The following is an 18,521-nucleotide window of genomic DNA, read 5'->3' on the forward strand; positions in this document are numbered from 1 at the left end:
TAAATCTGATTTTGTAATTAGTGATATAATATTAAATTGATGCTTATTTTGGTTTTAAATTTATAAAATGTGATCGTATTGAATTTTTTGTATAAAAAAATACAATAGTTTTTGAATTTTTAAGATATGTTAACAAGTTTCGGTTTTTTTTCTATTTTTGGCTAATGTCTTCATTTGAGAAATTAATTGCTTCAAAATGAGACAATGTTGAAAATCTGATTGTACGAATAAAATTGAAACTATATGAAACAAAGTAATTTGAAATATTCATGTCTTATTGCTGTTCTTTACTTCGGTATGAATGTCAATGCTCAGACTCAGCCTAAAGATACTGCTGCCAAAGAGCAGAAGATCGAAGAGGTGGTTCTGATTGGATATGGATCTCAGAAAAAAGAGAACGTGACCGGTAGTATCGGGGTTGTTTCTGCTAAAGATTTAGCGAATAAGCCGAATGCCAATCCTCTGAGTTCTATACAAGGAAAAGTAGCTGGGGTTCAGATATTAAATTCCGGGGCGCCGGGAGGTTCACCCAGAGTGGATATCAGAGGTATTGGATCATTGACAGGTAAAACCGTTTTTATTGTTGATGGAATGATTACTGATGATATTTCTTTCTTAAGTCCTCAGGATATTGAGTCTATGAGTGTTTTGAAAGATCCTTCAAGTTTGGCTATTTATGGAGCAAGAGCATCCAATGGTGCTGTGATCATTAAAACCAAAACAGGAAGAGGGAAAAAACCGGTTTTTAATTTTAACTCTTATCTAGGAATTAAAACCGTGACGAATGTTCCTAAAATGGTCAATTCAGATCAATATTTACAGTTGTATAATGAGAAACTTATCAATGATAAGGCGAAAGATCCTGTGTTCTTAGACAGGTCATCATATCCTGCTGATACCGATTGGTTTAAAGAGATTTTTAGAACAAGTATTATTAACTCTAATGATATTTCTGCTTCAGGAGTTCTTGGAAAACTGAATTATTATGTAAGCGCAGGAAATCTTCAGGATGAAGGAAACCTGGCAGCAGGACAAGGAATTAATTCAGGAAGTGGATTTAACAGATTTACTACCAAAGTGAACCTGAGTTATAAAATTACGGATAACATTACGATCGGAAATAATTTCACTTTTTCAAAAATGCGTACTGATGTTGTGCTTAATACTTTGTTGGATGCTTATTCATCTCCTCCGGTATATGCACCCATCAATCCAGCAACAGGAGATTATCAATATTTTAGTTTGGCTAAAGTTCCTAACTCCAGAGCAAAAATGGATTTATTCAGATCTCAAATTAGAGATGAGAGATTGTTGAATAACATCTGGGGAGAATATAAATTCTTAAAAGATTTTACATTACGAATCAGTTATAGTTCAGATAATATCAATTCAAATAAGTATGAGTATACTCCAACATTTGGATATGTTCCTGTAGCAGACCAAAAACCGAATAAATTAATAACAAGAGATTCCAGAACGAGAAATTATATCTGGGATAATACATTAAGCTGGAAGAAGGACTTTGGAAAACATAATATAGAATTATTAGCAGGTTTTTCAAGAACAAGAAACTCCTATTCTCAAGCCTATGCCGAAGCGTTAAATGTAAACTATAATGGGAATAATACTTCTTTAGATATTTCTAAAGGAACAGACATTTATCGAACAGATTTTGAATTAGGAGGTAGAGATGTTGTTCCATATCAGGATAGGATTCAATCGTTTTTTGGAAGGGTTAATTATGATTATGATGGAAAATACTTAGTGAATGCTTCAGTTCGTAGAGATGGAACGTCTAAATATTCTGCGAATGACAGATCTCGTGTATTTCCGGCGGTGAGTGCTGGATGGGTGATTTCCAGAGAAAACTTTATGAATGAGCAGAATGTTGTTAATCTATTAAAATTAAGAGCAAGCTGGGGTAAACTAGGAAATCCGGATGTACAGAGAGCCTATACCTTAAATACAACTATTCTGGATGCTGGTGCCTATTTCGGAAATTCCGGATATCCTGCACAAACAATAGACAGGGTGATAGATCCAAATATTGGGTGGGAAACCACAACAGGTAAAGATTTTGGATTGGAAATGGCCATGTTCAATAATAAACTGAAAATTGACGCTACTTATTTTGATAAAGATACCAAGGATGTAGTGTATGGTATTGTTCAGGGGACCGTTTCTGGTGCCTCTAACTGGAATAACTATGTTACCAATGCGTACTCTTTTAATAATAAAGGATTTGAATTTTCAGTTAGCTATGATGCTAAGATCAATGATCATATAAAATTTGGGGTCTATGGAAATATGACCACTCTTAAAAATAGAATTACTTCTGTAGCTAATAATTCTTATTTCAATGCAGGAGCAAGTTTATACGGTAATTCAATCATAAGATTACAGGAAGGAGAAGCAGTAGGTTCATACTATGGATATCAAGTTGTAGGGATTTCCAGAATCAGGCAGAAGTAAATGCCTCAGCTGTTCAGAATGGAGCACAAGCTGGTGGATTTAAATTTGCAGATTTAGATGGCAATGGGGTAATAGATGTAAGAGATAAAACATTTTTGGGAAGTCCTATTCCAAAAGGAACGTATGGATTCGGGTTGAATATGAACGTATATGATTTCGACTTCGCTATTGATTTCCAAGGTGTGTTTGGTAACAAAATTTACAATTTCAACAGAGAACAACGCTATGGAAACGAAAGTTGGGATCTGGATTTCTATAATAACAGATGGCATGGTGAAGGAACATCCAATATGTATCCGATGGCAACCAATAACCAAGCTATTATTTACCCAATAGCTTCTATGTAGAAGATGGAAGTTATATAAGAATCAGAAATATTCAAGTGGGGTATAACTTGCCTACATCATTGGCGAAATCGATGTCAATGACCAAATTAAGATTATACGTAAGTGCTCAAAACCCTTGGACTAGTTTTAAATATAACGGATTCTCACCTGAAATCTTAAATACCGACAGAGTACAAATGGGTGTGGATAATAACATCTATCCGATTTCAGCAATTTATACTGTTGGGCTTAATTTAACATTTTAACAAGAAAGAATTATGAAAAAGATATTTTTATCAATCGCGCTATTATCACTTGCAGCAAGTTGTAATGATTATTTAGATATAAAACAAGAAGGGTATACGGAGGCAGCATCATTCTTCAAAACGCAAGATGATGCGATACAGGCAACAAGTGCGATCTATAGCTTTCTGAGAAGTTGGGAAAATTCGGCTTTTCCATATCAATTTGTATTTGGAGTACCGGCAGATGATGTGGTTAAAGGGTCTAACCCCGGAGATGCTTCTTTTATCAACGTATATGATAATTTTACGTATACCGTTAGTGATGACGGGATAAGAGGGTATTGGATCGGACAGTGGCAAGGTCTGAACAGTTGTAATCAGGTGATTACCAATGTTCCAAAAATTGATATGGATTCAGCGTTAAAAACAAGATTAGTTGCTGAAGCAAAAATGCTGCGAGCATACCTGTATTTTAACTTAGTAAGGATATATGGCGGCGTTCCTATTTTTGATGGACTTCAGAGTAATTACAAAGTTCCTAGAAACTCAGTAGAAGAGGTGTATAACTTTATTATTTCTGATCTTACCAGTGCCGCAGAAATTCTTCCTCAGACCTATCCTGCTTCTGATTTAGGAAGAGTAACAAAAGGTGCAGCATTAGGCTTACTTGCCAAAGTATATCTTTATAAGAAAGACTGGCAAAAAGCATACGATACCTCTAACCAGGTAATGGCAATGGGGTATGATTTAGATCCTGATTTCAATCATGTGTTCAGACCATCAGGTGAATTTGGAAAAGAATCTGTTTTTGAAGTCAACTGTGATTGTATACCTCCATTGAAAGGAAGTCAGTATGCAGAAGTACAGGGTGTAAGAGACCAGTTTGGCTGGGGCTTCTTTACTCCTTCAAGCGCTCTTGAAAATGCATTTGAACCTGGTGATATCAGAAAAGAGCTTACCATCCTTAGAAACGGAGAGACTACTCCGGAAGGCGATTTAATCGCGATGGGGGATGCTCAATCAGTAACTACTTATAACCAAAAGGTATATGTACCAAAAGCTTTGAATAAGAGTGCTTGTGGTTACGGATCTATTCAGAATATCAGAATTTTAAGATTTGCAGAAATTCTTCTGATCAATGCAGAGGCAGCTAACGAACTTGGGAATACCGCTGCAGCGACTACAAATCTTAATAGAGTAAGAACCAGAGCAAAATTATCAGGAACTACTGCTACAACACAAGTAGCTCTTAGAACCGCTATCTGGAATGAGCGTAGAGTAGAGCTAGCAATGGAAGGAGATCGTTTTGTAGATCTTGTAAGAACAGGACAGGCATCTACAGTACTTGCTTCTTATGGATTCAAGACCGGGAAGAATGAATTATTCCCAATTCCATTTGATGCCATCACCGAAAGTGCTGGAGTATTTACCCAGAACCCAGGATATTAACCAATAACCAAAAACTAGAGGAGAGTGAAAATTCTCCTCTAATTTTATAACCCATAACCCGATATTAATGAAAAGGACTCTATTATCAATTGCCGTAACCTCTTTATTCTTTACTTATTCTTGCAAAAATGCCCAGGTTTCAAAACCGGAAACGAGGAAGAATAATGTGGTTAAAAGTACAATCACAGACGAACAGCTCATGGATAAGGTGCAGAAAGATGCGTTAAAATACTTTTGGGACTACGCAGAACCCAATTCTATGCTGGGAAGAGAACGTTACCATGAAGATGATATTTATCCGGATCATGATAAGCATGTGATTACCACTGGAGGATCAGGTTTTGGATTAGCAACCCTATTGGTAGGAGTGGAAAGAGGGTTTGTCCCAAGAAAAGAAGCTGTAAAAAGACTTACTCATATCATGGATTTTCTGGCCAAAGCAGATCGCCACAAAGGAGCATGGTCGCATTGGATCAATGGGGAAACAGGTAAAACAGTTCCTTTCGGAAAGAAAGATAATGGCGGAGATCTTGTAGAGACAGCATTTCTTACTTCAGGAATATTGATGGTTCGTGAATACTTCAAAAACGGAAACGCAGAAGAAAAAGCATTAGCCGCAAAATGTGATGAACTTTGGAAAGGAATTCAATGGAACTGGTATACCAAAGGAGGTGAAAAAGTACTGTATTGGCACTGGTCACCGGAATATCAATGGGAAATGAATTTCCCGCTTGAAGGCTACAATGAATGTCTCATTACTTATATCCTTGCGGCATCTTCACCCACTTATTCTATAGATGCTGAAACTTATTATAAAGGCTGGACAAGAAACGGAACGTACCTTACAGACAAAACAAAATACGGATTACCTCTGTATGTAAAACATAACTATGCCGAAGAATACGGCGGGCCACTTTTCTGGGCTCAATATTCATACATAGGACTTGATCCGACAGGATTATCCGATAAACTAGTGAAAAACTATTTTGATATTAATAAAAATCAAACTCTTATCGATTACAAATACTGCGTTGAAAACCCTAAACAATGGAAAGGCTATGGCCCTAATTATTGGGGGCTGACTGCAGGATATACAAGAAATGAGGATGGCAGCACAGGCTATACCGCTCATATGCCAAGTAATGATAATGGAGTAATCACTCCTACAGCGGCTTTGAGCAGTTTCCCATACACCCCAAAAGAATCCATGAATTTTCTTAGGTTTATATATACTCAAAAACCTGAATTTATAGGTTCAGCAGGGCCTTACGATGCGACATCTATCAATTACAACAATTGGTTTACCCCAAGATATCTGGCAATTGATCAAGGAACAATAGCGCCTATGATCGAAAATTACAGAACAGGATTTCTCTGGAAGTTATTTATGAATGCTCCGGAAATCCAAAAAGGATTGAAAAAGCTAAGCTTTCAATCTACAAAATATGGAATAAAATAATAAAGATATATCTCATTGATTTAGTAGATAATGGAGGTTTTATATGATCATTTAACCCCCAATAATCTGCACAATCCGCACAATCTGCGAGAGAAATAAAAACCAAATCCAATGGCTTTAGCCAAAACCTAATAATATTATGAAATTAAAACATATTCCCCTTTTATTGCTTCCGTTTTCCCTACAGCTGAATGCTCAGGAAATCAAAGGCGAAATGAACAAAGAAGTAAAACGCCAGGAGAAAATGTCCTATATACTGGATTATCCTCAAAATGTCAAAGGAAATGTCCCCTTGATCGTTTTTCTTCATGGCTCAGGAGAAAGAGGAAATAACCTTGAGTTGGTAAAAGCACACAGCCCATTCACTTATAAAAATCTGATCAAAGAACCGGTGGCTATTTTGGCACCGCAATGTCCGGCAGATAGCTGGTGGGATACTGTCACAATATATAATCTGATTAAAGAAATTCAGGAAAAATATAAAATTGATGCCTCCAGAATTTACCTTACAGGACTTTCTATGGGCGGATGGGGAACTTTAAAGCTGGCTATGGAACATCCAGAAATGTTTGCCGCCGTAGCTTCAGTTTGTGCCCCTACAGATCAGGTGATGACGGCCAATATTCAGCAGTTTAAAGATTTGAATATGAAAATATTCCACGGTGGTATGGATGATGTCGTATTGCCGGAGAATGCCTTGAAATTTTATCAGAAGCTTCATCCCATAAACCCGAAAGCTGAATTGGTGATTTTCCCAAATGATAATCACAACTCATGGGATTCTGCGTATTCAAATCCGGAATTGTATGAATGGATGCTGTCTAAAAAGAAAAAGTAGATAAGAAGTTACATCTTTTAATTGAATAGTAATGGGGATAATAAAACTTAAAGGCATAATACTGGAACCTTTTAGTGGAAATATAAAAAATATCCATGAGATGCACCGATATGAAAATGGAGAACTTGTAGCTTCTACTTTTTTTGAAAACTCAAGGAGGACAAGAAAATTAGATTTCAGGGATGATGAACGCTTTGAAACCATTTATGAATATCATCAGAATTATGACGCAGAAATTATATATGATTATGATCAGAATAATGTGGAGTATTTTGTCTCTGTTAAAAATCCATTTGATGAGTATAAAAAATTTGATATCTACTCTGCAGATAAGAATTTTCTGGAACAAAAAATTAAAAAAGAAGGTGATTGGCAGCAGTTTCTGATTCTAAAAACAGATGAAAATGAAATTAGTTATACTTTCAACGGGGAAAAGCTTACAGAAATGATTTTTGAGATCAAAGGGTATGAAGAGTCTTATCGTATCAATGTTGCTTACAGTGAAGATGGAAAAACATGTCAGGTCTGGAAGAAATATGTCAATGCTGAGTATCCTACGATCATGAAAACTTATGAATTTGCTGATAATATGGTTATTGAAAGAGAAGATAATCAGATCAAATATACTGTTTCTGAAAGAGAACGGGTGGTAAGAATTGGACAATTCTCATATAATGAAGAAAAACTGAATCTGTTCAGATGTTATATGCAAACCCAAGATGAGGAGACGTTCAGTGAAATAATGAAAGATATTCGCCTTGAAACTTTTAATTATGATGAATTTGAAAATCTGATATTACATGAGGTATCATTTTATCGTCCGGATTTTTCTAAAGATCGCCTTACTCCTTACTTGGAAGAAATTGAACATTTTGATCAATACAATATCCATTACGGAAGCGAGTATTGCAAACGAAAGAAGATTATGATGACTATAGTGGAACTTTACATAAGCTTGAATATCTTGAAGGAAAAGTAAATGAATATAACCAGGAGGATGAGCTTGTTGCTGTATATTATATTGAAAATGAAAAGAAAACTCATGCGGAATTTTTCTCACCTGATTATTTTTCCATTAAAAAATATGACGAATATGGAAATGTTATAGAATTGTACACTGAGCATAAAGCTACCAATTTCACTAAAACAACTACACTGAAGATATTATATCAGTAAAAATTAGAACTCAGATATTAACGATTGAAGATTATCAATTTTCAATTAAATACCAAAAATATAAAACAATAATAATAAGAAGATAGATTTATGAAAAAGTTAATTATACTTGCAACCCTGGCTCTTTCGCCGGTGTTTTCCGCTCAGGAAATGGTGGATAAGCCCGTACAGTCTTATCAGACTGCACAATATCAGGCGAAGAAGAAAGCCTTTGTAGATAATCTTTTATCTAAGATGACCTTAGATGAGAAAATAGGACAAATGAACCTCCCGACTTCCGGTGACTTTACGACCGGGATGGCCCAAAGCTCAGATATTGGAAAAAAGGTAGAACAGGGATTAGTAGGCGGATTATTCAATATAAAAGGAGCAGATAAAATTAAAGCAGTTCAGAAAGTAGCTGTTGAAAAAAGCCGATTGAAAATTCCAATGATCTTCGGAATGGATGTGATTCACGGATATGAAACTACATTTCCTATTCCATTGGGCTTAGCCGCTTCATGGGATATGAATCTGGTACAGCAATCTGCCAAAGTGGCGGCAAGAGAAGCTGCTTCTGACGGGATCAATTGGACGTTTTCGCCAATGGTAGATATTTCCCGTGAACCAAGATGGGGAAGAGTTTCTGAAGGTTCCGGAGAAGATCCGTATTTAGGAAGTGAGATCTCAAAAAATATGGTTTATGGGTATCAAGGGAAAGATTTGGCTAACGGAACCAATATATTAGCTTGTGTGAAGCACTTTGCATTATATGGGGCTGGAGAATCCGGAAGAGATTACAATACCGTTGATATGAGCCATGTAAGAATGTTCAATGAATATTTTCCACCTTATAAAGCTGCCGTAGACGCTGGAGTTGCTTCCGTAATGGCCTCTTTCAATGAAGTAGACGGAGTTCCTGCAACAGGAAGCAGATGGCTTCAGACCGAAATATTGAGAAACCAATGGAAATTTAAAGGATTTGTAGTAACCGATTATACCGGGATCAATGAAATGGTTGATCACGGAATGGGAGACCTTCAGCAGGTTTCAGCATTAGCTTTAAAAGCAGGTGTTGATATGGATATGGTAGGAGAAGGCTTCTTAACAACCTTGAAAAAATCTTTAGCGGAAGGAAAAGTAACTCAGGCTGAGATTGATATGGCAGCCAGAAGAATTCTTGAAGCCAAATACGACTTAGGCCTTTTTGATAATCCATACAAACATGGAGATGCAAAATTAGCGGCCAAAGAAGTGTACAATCTGGAAAACCGTAACATCGCAAGAAATGCGGCTGCCCAGTCAATGGTGTTGTTGAAAAATGAAAATCAGGTTTTACCTTTAAAGAAATCAGGAACTGTTGCTGTGATTGGGCCGTTGGTTAATAATTCAATGAATATGGCTGGAACCTGGAGTGTTGCTACTAAGCATAGCGTTTCAGTTAATTTAATGCAGGGACTTCAGGCGAATTACGGTAAAGAAGTAAAATTTCTTTCTGCAAAAGGAGCAAACATCGATTATGATGCAAAGCTGGAGGAAATTTATGCAGCCCACGGAAAGAAAACAGATAGAGACAACCGTTCAAAAGAAACGTTGTTAAAAGAAGCCGTAGACGTTGCCAACAAAGCCGACGTAATTGTGCTGGCTATCGGAGAATCGGCAGAAATGAGTGGTGAATCCTCATCAAGATCCGAAATCACCATACCTCAATCGCAAGTTGATCTTTTAAATGAGTTAAAAAGACCGGAAAACCCATTGCAATGATCCTTTTTACAGGACGTCCGTTAGCTTTAACGAACGTAAAAGACACTCCTGATGCCATATTAAATGCATGGTTTCCGGGTTCAGAAGCGGGAAATGCAATGGCTGACGTTCTTTTTGGAAAAGTAAACCCATCAGGAAAACTTCCGATGACCTTCCCAAGAAGTTTAGGACAGATCCCTATTTATTACAATGCTAAAAATACGGGACGCCCATTAGATCAGAAATTAGTTGATAAATGTGAATACCAAAGATTCCGTTCCAATTATATGGATGAATGCAATACCCCATTGTATGCATTTGGGTATGGATTAAGTTATACGAAGTTCAACTACTCAGAGATCAGTGTTTCCAATACCAATCCGAAGGGAGATCAGACCATTCAGGCATCAGTTACAGTAGCCAATACAGGGAACTATGATGGAGCTGAGGTTGTTCAGCTTTATATCAGAGATAGAGTAGGAACAATTACAAGACCGGTAAAAGAATTGAAAGGGTTCCAAAAAATATTTTTGAAAAAAGGAGAATCGAAAAAAGTAACCTTCGATATCACTCCGGAAAGTCTTAAATTCTATAATGGAGATTTAAAATACGATTGGGAATCAGGCGAGTTCGATATTATGATCGGTACAAGCTCTGATGAGGTGAAGCTTTCAAAAATCAACTGGACAAAGTAAAAAAATAAAAAAGTTATTCACGTTAATGTGTTTTATGTTTTTTTGGCATGGTTTTTATTCATACCCTCCACAATTATCATAATAAGACAAAAAAAATGAAAAAAACAATTTTATTGAGCGCAATGTTCCTTGGTACTTTAGTATTTGCACAAAAAACTCCGGTATTAGGTGGCGATAAAGATGCTCACGGATGTATCGGTTCAGCAGGATATACGTACTCACAGATCAAAAAAGATTGTGTAAGAACTTTTGAAGAGAAGATCAAATTAAAAGAAGTTGCTTCAAAAGGTGATTATATCGCTGCGGTTATTTTCAGCAAAGACAACAAGAAAGCTGAAGTTTTTGTAAAAGATGCTGAAGGAGGAAGTGTAATTCTTACCAGAGCAGGAAAATCAAAGGCTTGGAAAAAAGATGGGTATGTATTGACTCCTTACAAAAAAAGCGGTTTTCAGCTTAAAAAAGATAATGTTGTAATTTATCAATAAAATCAGATTTTCAAAAAGATAAATTCACTCGAAAGGGTGACTTTTTTTGTAGTATACAAGGAATGTTTTTGAAACTAAGAATGAAATTAATATCTTTATTTCCGAAAACACTTTTACCAAACTGAAAACATTAATAATTTAAATATGAAAAAACCAATTTTATTTAGCATGATGTTCCTGGGATCTTTAATTTTTGCTCAACAAAAAACTCCGGCTTTAGGAGGAGATAGGGATGTTCACGGGTGTATAGGCTCAGCAGGCTATACTTATTCACAACTCAGAAATAACTGTGTAAGAGTTTTTGAACAGAAAATTAAATTAAAGGAAGTAAGCACAGATAAGAGCTCTTCTACTATGACGGCGGTTATTTTTAGTAAAGACATGAAACGGGCTGAGGTTTTCATTCCGGAGGGAATGGCAAAAAGTATTATCCTTGAAAAAGAAGGAAAAGATAAAATTTGGAAGAGCGGAAGTCATATTAAAGAAACATATGTATTAGTTCCTTACAAAAAGACTGGTTACCAAATTAAAAAAGATGATGTCGTAATTTATCAATAAGATCAAATTAAAAAAAATGAATCCACTCGAAAGGGTGGTTTTTTTATGCCCTTTTTTAGGAGCTTCATCCCGCTATCCACTCATACTCCTCGCACCAACCTTTCCCGTGCTAAGGCCATCCACACTCCAAATAATGCTGCGGGGTAACCGCTTCTATGGTAAGTTTACATTACTTAAAATACTTGAGTAAATTAGTGTAAAAATTAAACCTAAAGAGTAAAAGCAGCAGGATTAAGGCAGACGCTTCTCAGATACTAGATATCGCCCCTGATTTTATCCCCCTGCTGCTGTTTTCTTCTAAATCCGGATAGAACATTGTTTGGTAATAACTTTTACCATGATGGATCAGAAGAAAACCTCTTTAATAAAGTCATTGCTTATGTCAAAAATATCAAAAAAAGTTATCGGTGTTGATGTTGGCGCTAAATTTTTAACGCTAAGCTTTATTAATGAACAAAATCAAGAATGTGTTTTCAATATAGAAAATAACCAGCGTTCGATTCTTTCTTTTATAAGAAAAATATCATCCCAAGAGTATAGCCTTGTTATTGAAGCAACCGGGAATTTCAGCAGCCGTATTCTTCATTTATCCTTGAGCCATGGATTAGAAGTAAGTCTGATCAATTGTATGTCTGTAAAGCATTTTGCAAGAATGAAAAATATAATCAGTAAAACAGATGCGGAAGATGCCAGATTAATCAGGCTCTATGGAGAGATGTTCAGCCCCGCTCTTTATGTACCCAAAAGCATGGAGATAGAATATCTGGATCAGGAGATCAAACTTCTGACTGATCTCGAAGAGGAGAAGCGACGTTATGCTGCAAGACTTAAAGCATTACGCTACCATTCACAAATTAATCCAGATACTGAGAAGCATTATGAAAGAAAGCTTAAGCATTTGGATAAAGAAATCAAAGAAGTAGAAAAAGCGCCTTCCCCCAACTTCAGGATAAAGACTTTAAGAAAACTAAAGAACTTATACAGTCCGTTTCCGGAATTGGAGAAAAAACCTCTTTACAATTGATGACGGCTACTTCAGGATTTAAAAATTTTAATTCAGCACAATCATTAGTTAAGTATTTTGGTTTAGCTCCTAGAATATATCAATCTGGAAAAAAATCGTATTCTCCTGGAAAATGTCGCACTTCCAAGACTCATATACGAAGTTTATTGTATGTGTGTTCATGGACGGCGATTAAACACAATCCCCATTGTAAAGAACTTTATTTAAGGTTGTTAGCTAAAGGAAAACCTAAAAAAGTAGCACTCATCGCTGTATGCAATAAACTTTTAAGAATATGCTTTGGAGTAGTTAAAAACAAAGTCCCTTATAATTCTGATTATATAAAAGATAAAATTTTAACTTAAATAATTTGCAAATTAACATAGAACATCGAGGCTAGGGTTATGAGTCATAAGTAATGCATTTAGGTTCAATATCAGATTGCTCAGCTTTTTTTAATACTTTACTACACTTTATAAAATGTAAGGAAATATCCCACCATTAAGTTCACATAAGATGAAAATCTTTAATTTTCAATAAAACTTTAGTTTACGTCTTATACATCAAGTAGATCACTTAAATAGCTTAAGTATTTAAAAAGCTTTTGCACCTCCTTTGTACTTTAATAAAGAAGTGTAAACAGTCTTAATAATTTTTGATTATTTCTCAGAATTTTCCCTATTTCTGATTTCAGAACCGTTTAAAATTTACCTGTATCACTCTCAAAAACCTTGAAATATCTGAACCATTTGTGATTGTCCTATCAACATTCTGAATTCTGAAAAATACGACATACTCTGTCGCAACGCTGTAGTAGATTTGTAGGATTAATGAAGGATATAGAATATAATAAAACATTTCTATTTTTGTAAATATTTTAAATTATGTCACTTCGATATGATTTGCGTGAACTAAAAAAAGTTAAATTTGCGGCAATTTAAAAACTAATCATTAAACTCAAAAACAAACACGGGAATGAAAAAGATTTATCTCAGTGCATTAACCTTATGCACAGTTCTGGGCGTGTCTGCTCAGAATATTCTCTGGCAGAAAGATGTCCAATCCTCTACTCAGGATTTTTTAAGCCAGGTCACTACCACTATTGATCAGCAGTATCTTATTACAGGAAGCTCTATTCAGAGCGACAAACAGCAAACTTCAGAAAGTAAGCAGAACAACGGTTACGATTTTCATTTGGTTAAATTAAACCAACAAGGGCAAGAAGCTTGGGAAAAACATTTTTCAGGAAATAACCATGATTACTTGTCAGCTACTGTCAGCACTCAGGATGGAGGGTTTCTACTGGCTGGAACGTCCTATTCCGGAAAAGGACTGGATAAGAAAGATGATTCTAAAGGCGGATCCGATATCTGGCTGATCCGAATCAATGAATTTGGCGATGAAATGTGGCAGAAAACATTAGGAACCTCTTCCGATGAAGAAGCCAAAGCAGTCATTCAGAGTACAGATCTTGGTTTTTTTGTTGCCGGAAACGTACAAAATTCTTCCAAAGGGTATGGTTCTAAAGATGTCTGGATCATCAGACTGGACAAAGATGGAAAAGAACTCTCCCAACTCGTATTAGGTGGAAAAGGCTTAGACGAAGTAGAGAAAATGATTCCGACAAAAGACGGCGGAGCTCTTCTGGGAATTTATTCAAGAAGTTCAGAGGTTCGTGATCCGAGATCCGGAGATCAACCTCGTGAAACCACCCCAAATCCCGAACCTCGCACCACAACCCCCACAGCCCGCACCGCAAAATCCACAGAAAATTTCGGTGAAGGCGACTATTGGATCGTTAAACTGGATAAAAGCGGAAAAGTAGAATGGGAAAAGAACTTTGGGGGTAAAGCAGACGATCATATCAGAACGCTGGCTTTAACTTCAAATGGCTACATCATTGGTGGTGAATCCAGATCCGAAAGATCAGGAAACAAAACGGTAGGGATTGAAGAAGGGACAGACCTATGGCTGATTGCTCTTAATGAAAGAGGTGATGAACAATGGCAAAAGTCCTACAACTTCAAAAACCGTGATATCCTGATGGGAATGAGTGTGATTCATTCAGCGGATGACAAATCCTCAAAAGGAATTCTTTTAGGCGGTTATACCCAGGCAGAAGGAAGAATAGAAAAAGATGATGAGACCTTCTGGATGCTTTATCTGGACGGAAACGGAAACGAACAATGGAGAAACACGTAAGTGGAGAATCCAGACAGAAAGAAGAAAGACTTTCAGATCTGAAACTGAACAGAGATGGTTCTATCATTTTAGCCGGAACCAGTGGGAAAGAATTAGGCAAAGAAAACTGGAAAATTGTAAAGCTGGGTGATAAGCAGGTCAATGATCTGATTGAAAAATATGACATTAAAATTTATCCGAATCCAGTATCCGATTACGCCTATATAGAAATTGGCTTTGACTTTAAGGAAGCTGATATTATGCTGTATGATATGAGCGGAAGACAGCTTCAGAACTTCAAGACAAAGAACAGAGTGACTAAGATAAATACCCAAGCCTTGGTACAGGGAGCTTATCTGGTGACGATAAAAACGGATAATAATAAAACAGCGAGTGCAAAGCTGATCAAAAAATAAAAGATATTAATCATGAAGAAAGCTATCATTTGTGCAGCCATCTTGTCTGCTCATTTTTACTCTGCTCAGGAAACTTCTAAGGGAGTTCCAAATTCTGGATCTGGAATAGAACTTCCCAATATAGATCCCCCTTCTCCCGAGTCTTCTTTCAGAACACAATTTGGCAACTTGGAAGCCAATGAATTTAAAGGAAATCCCAATATCAATATTCCGATTCATACGATCTCGGATCATGGATTAAAGCATACAATCTCTTTAAAATATGGTAAAGCCGGCGTAAAAGTAAATGATACTCCCAATACATTGGGAATGAACTGGATATTGGAGGCCGGTGGAGTCATCAACAGAACTATTTATGATAAGGCGGATGAATTTGGATATGAAAGAATTTTATTAAGCCTTAATGATCTCACCCGTCTGTACAGTGCACAGGGAGAAGCTGATCTGATAACTTATACTAAAGGGTCTTCCGGACAATATGATCACCAACCTGATGTTTTTAATTTTTCTTTTCCAGGTTATGGTGGAAGTTTTTATCTTGATGCTAATTTCCAGCCTGTTCTTCTGACCCAGGACAATAATCTCAAAATTGAAACGGTAGGAGCGTTCAAGGATAGTCATAGCTTTATTATCACCACTTATGATGGTACAAAATATACTTTCGGAGGAACGGGGGCTACTGAAAAGACTTGGGTGCGGCTTAATGGGGGCTTGAGTGGAGAGACCAGCTTTTTTCTTACCAAAATAGAGAATGTGGCTGGAAATAAAATTGAATTTTCATATTCTGAAATGAGATCTAATGCTACTATACTTGGTATAAGCGAACAGCAGTCTTTGGATACCCGGCTCAAAGATGAAGGTCCGGCAGGTGACGGGAGTACATCATCTCCTTTATTGACTCCCTACAGCCAATCAACTAGAACACTCAATATAACTGATCCTAAAATACTATCTCAGATTAGTACGGGAAGCGAAAAAATTACCATCAATTATTCAACAGATCCTTCAGAAATTTTTCAAAAAATAGGAAATATTGTAATGTCAACGGTAACCAGTACTAATGGTATCACCAACCGTACTACAAGCACAACAAATGTCAAAAAAATTGTATTCGATTATATTAACAATACGGAAAGTGATCGTCAAAAGAAGCGTTTTTTTCTTGAGAAAGTAAAAGAATATGCCATCAAAAATAATCAGGAAACTTTTGTACAGGAATATAAATTTGAATATGATAATCCTCTTGGACTCCCTGCAAGATTATCTAAGACTACTGATTATTTAGGGTATTATAATGGAACCAATAATGGAAACACTTCACTACCTAATTTGAATTTGTTTGGAAATACATATAGCCTGTTTAATAATAGTGGTTCTTATTACGCAGACAAGTTACCCCGTTTTTCCTATGCAAAGCTAGGAACATTAACCTCTGTCACTTATCCAACGAAAGGAAGAACCGTTTTTGAATATGAACCAGAACAAGCAAGGGAATCGGTAAATGTAAAAGCAGAGCATTATGTAGCTATAGGGAATGCACAACCTATTTTTAATGATGAAACATTGATTGATTATGATCTGGTAGAAGCAAGACTTCCTTTGTCCTATGAGGCGATAAGCACATTTGATGCTTCACAAGTTATAGGAAATCAAATCCAGATAGAACTAAAGTTACATTCAAACGATTCTGTAAATTGGGGAACAAAAGGAAAGGCTCTTTTTACTCTTGTGGAAGCTTCTACAGGACAAACGGTATATACAAAACAAATATTTTTATCCAAGAATTATAAATACATAGGGCTTACCGACAATTTAGTTATAAGTGGTACCACATATATGATGAAATTCAAAATATTGGATGATTTATGCAAAGAATGCTCAGCCACGGCACTCATCAGGTATAATGCAAAGGATAAATGGAATATTATTGAAGATGGAAATGTCAGATTGAAGAAACAATATGATGTTTCAGAAGCCGGATCTACAAACATTAAAGACTTTATTATAGCTCGTATAAAGATATCAATAATATAGCTAAGATTCCATCTCAGTATAAACCGGAATTCAGATCCTACAGGTTTGATCAAAAAGTATATGCTCCTTGGACTGACCCCAATTCTGCTCCTCCTGCTGGTGATACTAGGGTGGGTAGTTTATTTGAGACTATTTTTCATTCGGAACCTCAAGTTTCAATGGTGAATTTTGATTCTTTAGAGAATACGGGAGCTTTATATAGTATCTATGATCCAATATATCCTACTGTGACAATCAGTTATGGTGGAGATCAATTTGAGAAGGGAGGTGAGGAAAAAACATTTTCAATACCAGCTTCTGAATATAATAGTTATGCTTTCAGAACTCCTACGGTGGACGGGATGTATACCAATTCCTTAAGTGACCTTAGTATGATCTCGTTATCTGCAGAGAACTCACTATTTTGGAATGTCCCATTGGGAAATCTTAGTGGGAAACTCTTATCCCACAAAATATTTAATAATAAGAATGGACAGCTTTATTTGAAGAATGCCGTAAAAAATGAGTATGGGAAGGATCTGACAGGTGTTATATCAAGTGTTACAGGAGTTACGCTTTTTCCACTTGTTTTCATACAACCGGGAACCAATGTCGGAACTTATCTCAACAATATGTACATCACAGCATATAGGCTTCCTTCGTATTCATTTGCTCTTGATAAAAGTATATCTAAAGAATATCTGGAAGATGTTCCCTTGAATGCTCCAGATGATAGCCCTTATAAAAAGATAATGACAAGTACAAATTACTTGTATAATAATCCAGACCACCAACTGTCAAAGAGTATCACTTCATTCTCTGGTGCCGGAATCCAGGAAACATCTTATTTGTATGCCAGAGAAAAAGGAAATCAAAAGCTGATTAGTGCCAGTATGTTGGGTATTCCTTTGGAGACGACAGTGTCCAATAAGCAGAATCCAACTGATTCTGGAAATGTCATTTCAAAAAATGAGACTAAATATGATAATCCTGCTAATCTATTTCCAAGTTCATTAGTATCTTATGGAATGCAGACTCAGGCTCCGTCCACAGAAATCACTTATGAGAAGTTTGATTCCAAAGGAAATCTTACGCAGTATACTACTAAAGACGGTGCTGTAACGGTTATTATCTGGGGGTATAATCAAACCAAGCCTATTGCCAAGATTGAAAATATACGATTAACAGATATCCAGCAATCTTTTATAGACAGCATTGTGAATGCCTCCGATTTGGATGCCTCTGCCGGGTCAAATAATGACGAGAGCAATTTGCTCAATGCTTTTAAAACCTTCAGAAGCAATTTATCAAGGTATACGGTGACTACCTACAGTTATGATCCCTTAATTGGAGTAAGAAGCATCACCCCGCCATCCGGAATAAGAGAAATCTACCTTTATGATTCCGCCAACAGGCTTGAAAAAGTGATTGATGCCAATGGTAAAATATTGAAAGAGCTGAAATACAACTATAAAAACTAAAA

16 protein-coding genes and 1 pseudogene are annotated in these 18,521 nt (G+C 36.3%); all 17 read left to right on the forward strand.

From position 1 onward, the window contains the following. Positions 1-243 precede the first annotated feature (243 nt). The 17 genes and pseudogenes from QWZ06_RS10070 to QWZ06_RS10150 all read left to right on the forward strand — a co-directional run bounded on the left by QWZ06_RS10070 (position 244) and on the right by QWZ06_RS10150 (position 18,519). Positions 244-2,472 (forward strand): SusC/RagA family TonB-linked outer membrane protein, encoded by a 2,229-nt coding sequence (locus QWZ06_RS10070; protein WP_290297698.1) that lies wholly within the window; start codon positions 244-246, stop codon positions 2,470-2,472. Positions 2,473-2,567: 95 nt separating this feature from the next. After that, a complete protein-coding gene (locus QWZ06_RS10075; protein WP_290297701.1) occupies positions 2,568-2,819 on the forward strand; it encodes a hypothetical protein in 252 nt (83 codons plus the stop codon). 77 nt (positions 2,820-2,896) lie between these two features. Further along, the gene (locus tag QWZ06_RS10080) at positions 2,897-3,064 is read left to right on the forward strand and encodes a hypothetical protein (RefSeq protein WP_290297704.1); all 168 of its coding nucleotides are present in this window, start codon (positions 2,897-2,899) and stop codon (positions 3,062-3,064) included. A 12-nt stretch (positions 3,065-3,076) separates the two neighbouring features. Beyond that, positions 3,077-4,492 carry a RagB/SusD family nutrient uptake outer membrane protein gene (locus QWZ06_RS10085; RefSeq protein ID WP_290297706.1) on the forward strand — a complete coding sequence of 472 codons (1,416 nt, stop codon included), beginning with the start codon at positions 3,077-3,079 and terminating at the stop codon, positions 4,490-4,492. 67 nt (positions 4,493-4,559) lie between these two features. Continuing rightward, positions 4,560-5,951: a glucoamylase family protein gene (locus QWZ06_RS10090; RefSeq protein ID WP_290297709.1), complete on the forward strand. Its 1,392-nt coding sequence runs from the start codon at positions 4,560-4,562 to the stop codon at positions 5,949-5,951. Positions 5,952-6,090: 139 nt separating this feature from the next. Continuing rightward, a complete protein-coding gene (locus QWZ06_RS10095) occupies positions 6,091-6,789 on the forward strand; it encodes a carboxylesterase family protein (protein WP_290297712.1) in 699 nt (232 codons plus the stop codon). A 31-nt stretch (positions 6,790-6,820) separates the two neighbouring features. Further along, entirely contained in the window at positions 6,821-7,768 is a 948-nt protein-coding gene (locus QWZ06_RS10100) for a hypothetical protein (protein WP_290297714.1), read from the forward strand. Beyond that, positions 7,696-7,965: a hypothetical protein gene (locus QWZ06_RS10105; protein ID WP_290297717.1), complete on the forward strand. Its 270-nt coding sequence runs from the start codon at positions 7,696-7,698 to the stop codon at positions 7,963-7,965. Before QWZ06_RS10100 ends, QWZ06_RS10105 begins: the two co-directional genes overlap by 73 nt. Positions 7,966-8,055: 90 nt before the next feature. After that, a pseudogene (bglX, locus tag QWZ06_RS10110) lies at positions 8,056-10,382 on the forward strand (beta-glucosidase BglX). Between the two features lie 95 nt (positions 10,383-10,477). Beyond that, positions 10,478-10,867 (forward strand): hypothetical protein, encoded by a 390-nt coding sequence (locus tag QWZ06_RS10115; RefSeq protein ID WP_290297719.1) that lies wholly within the window; start codon positions 10,478-10,480, stop codon positions 10,865-10,867. 144 nt (positions 10,868-11,011) lie between these two features. Next, entirely contained in the window at positions 11,012-11,425 is a 414-nt protein-coding gene (locus QWZ06_RS10120; RefSeq protein ID WP_290297722.1) for a hypothetical protein, read from the forward strand. Between the two features lie 379 nt (positions 11,426-11,804). After that, positions 11,805-12,449 (forward strand): IS110 family transposase, encoded by a 645-nt coding sequence (locus tag QWZ06_RS10125; RefSeq protein ID WP_290297723.1) that lies wholly within the window; start codon positions 11,805-11,807, stop codon positions 12,447-12,449. After that, entirely contained in the window at positions 12,449-12,793 is a 345-nt protein-coding gene (locus QWZ06_RS10130) for a transposase (protein WP_290297725.1), read from the forward strand. The genes QWZ06_RS10125 and QWZ06_RS10130 overlap by 1 nt, the downstream gene beginning before the upstream one ends. Before the next feature lie 610 nt (positions 12,794-13,403). Continuing rightward, complete coding sequence (locus QWZ06_RS10135) at positions 13,404-14,630, forward strand: T9SS C-terminal target domain-containing protein (protein ID WP_290297727.1); 1,227 nt, start codon at positions 13,404-13,406, stop codon at positions 14,628-14,630. Further along, entirely contained in the window at positions 14,615-15,025 is a 411-nt protein-coding gene (locus QWZ06_RS10140; RefSeq protein WP_290297729.1) for a T9SS type A sorting domain-containing protein, read from the forward strand. The genes QWZ06_RS10135 and QWZ06_RS10140 overlap by 16 nt, the downstream gene beginning before the upstream one ends. Before the next feature lie 12 nt (positions 15,026-15,037). Next, entirely contained in the window at positions 15,038-17,059 is a 2,022-nt protein-coding gene (locus tag QWZ06_RS10145) for a hypothetical protein (protein ID WP_290297730.1), read from the forward strand. Positions 17,060-17,217: 158 nt separating this feature from the next. Continuing rightward, on the forward strand, positions 17,218-18,519 hold the full coding sequence (locus QWZ06_RS10150; RefSeq protein ID WP_290297731.1) for a hypothetical protein: 1,302 nt from the start codon (positions 17,218-17,220) through the stop codon (positions 18,517-18,519). The last annotated feature ends 2 nt before the right edge of the window (positions 18,520-18,521 follow it).

It is taken from the genome of Chryseobacterium tructae, assembly GCF_030409875.1.
Taxonomy (GTDB): domain Bacteria; phylum Bacteroidota; class Bacteroidia; order Flavobacteriales; family Weeksellaceae; genus Chryseobacterium; species Chryseobacterium tructae.

Bases quoted from the DNA above. Each gene is read 5' to 3' on its own strand.
- QWZ06_RS10070 (WP_290297698.1), top strand. From the start codon at position 244: ATGAAACAAAGTAATTTGAAATATTCATGTCTTATTGCTGTTCTTTAC.
- QWZ06_RS10080 (WP_290297704.1), top strand. From the start codon at position 2,897: ATGACCAAATTAAGATTATACGTAAGTGCTCAAAACCCTTGGACTAGT.
- QWZ06_RS10085 (WP_290297706.1), top strand. From the start codon at position 3,077: ATGAAAAAGATATTTTTATCAATCGCGCTATTATCACTTGCAGCAAGT.
- QWZ06_RS10090 (WP_290297709.1), top strand. From the start codon at position 4,560: ATGAAAAGGACTCTATTATCAATTGCCGTAACCTCTTTATTCTTTACT.
- QWZ06_RS10095 (WP_290297712.1), top strand. From the start codon at position 6,091: ATGAAATTAAAACATATTCCCCTTTTATTGCTTCCGTTTTCCCTACAG.
- QWZ06_RS10100 (WP_290297714.1), top strand. From the start codon at position 6,821: ATGGGGATAATAAAACTTAAAGGCATAATACTGGAACCTTTTAGTGGA.
- QWZ06_RS10115 (WP_290297719.1), top strand. From the start codon at position 10,478: ATGAAAAAAACAATTTTATTGAGCGCAATGTTCCTTGGTACTTTAGTA.
- QWZ06_RS10120 (WP_290297722.1), top strand. From the start codon at position 11,012: ATGAAAAAACCAATTTTATTTAGCATGATGTTCCTGGGATCTTTAATT.
- QWZ06_RS10125 (WP_290297723.1), top strand. From the start codon at position 11,805: ATGTCAAAAATATCAAAAAAAGTTATCGGTGTTGATGTTGGCGCTAAA.
- QWZ06_RS10130 (WP_290297725.1), top strand. From the start codon at position 12,449: ATGACGGCTACTTCAGGATTTAAAAATTTTAATTCAGCACAATCATTA.
- QWZ06_RS10135 (WP_290297727.1), top strand. From the start codon at position 13,404: ATGAAAAAGATTTATCTCAGTGCATTAACCTTATGCACAGTTCTGGGC.
- QWZ06_RS10140 (WP_290297729.1), top strand. From the start codon at position 14,615: ATGGAGAAACACGTAAGTGGAGAATCCAGACAGAAAGAAGAAAGACTT.
- QWZ06_RS10145 (WP_290297730.1), top strand. From the start codon at position 15,038: ATGAAGAAAGCTATCATTTGTGCAGCCATCTTGTCTGCTCATTTTTAC.
- QWZ06_RS10150 (WP_290297731.1), top strand. From the start codon at position 17,218: ATGGTGAATTTTGATTCTTTAGAGAATACGGGAGCTTTATATAGTATC.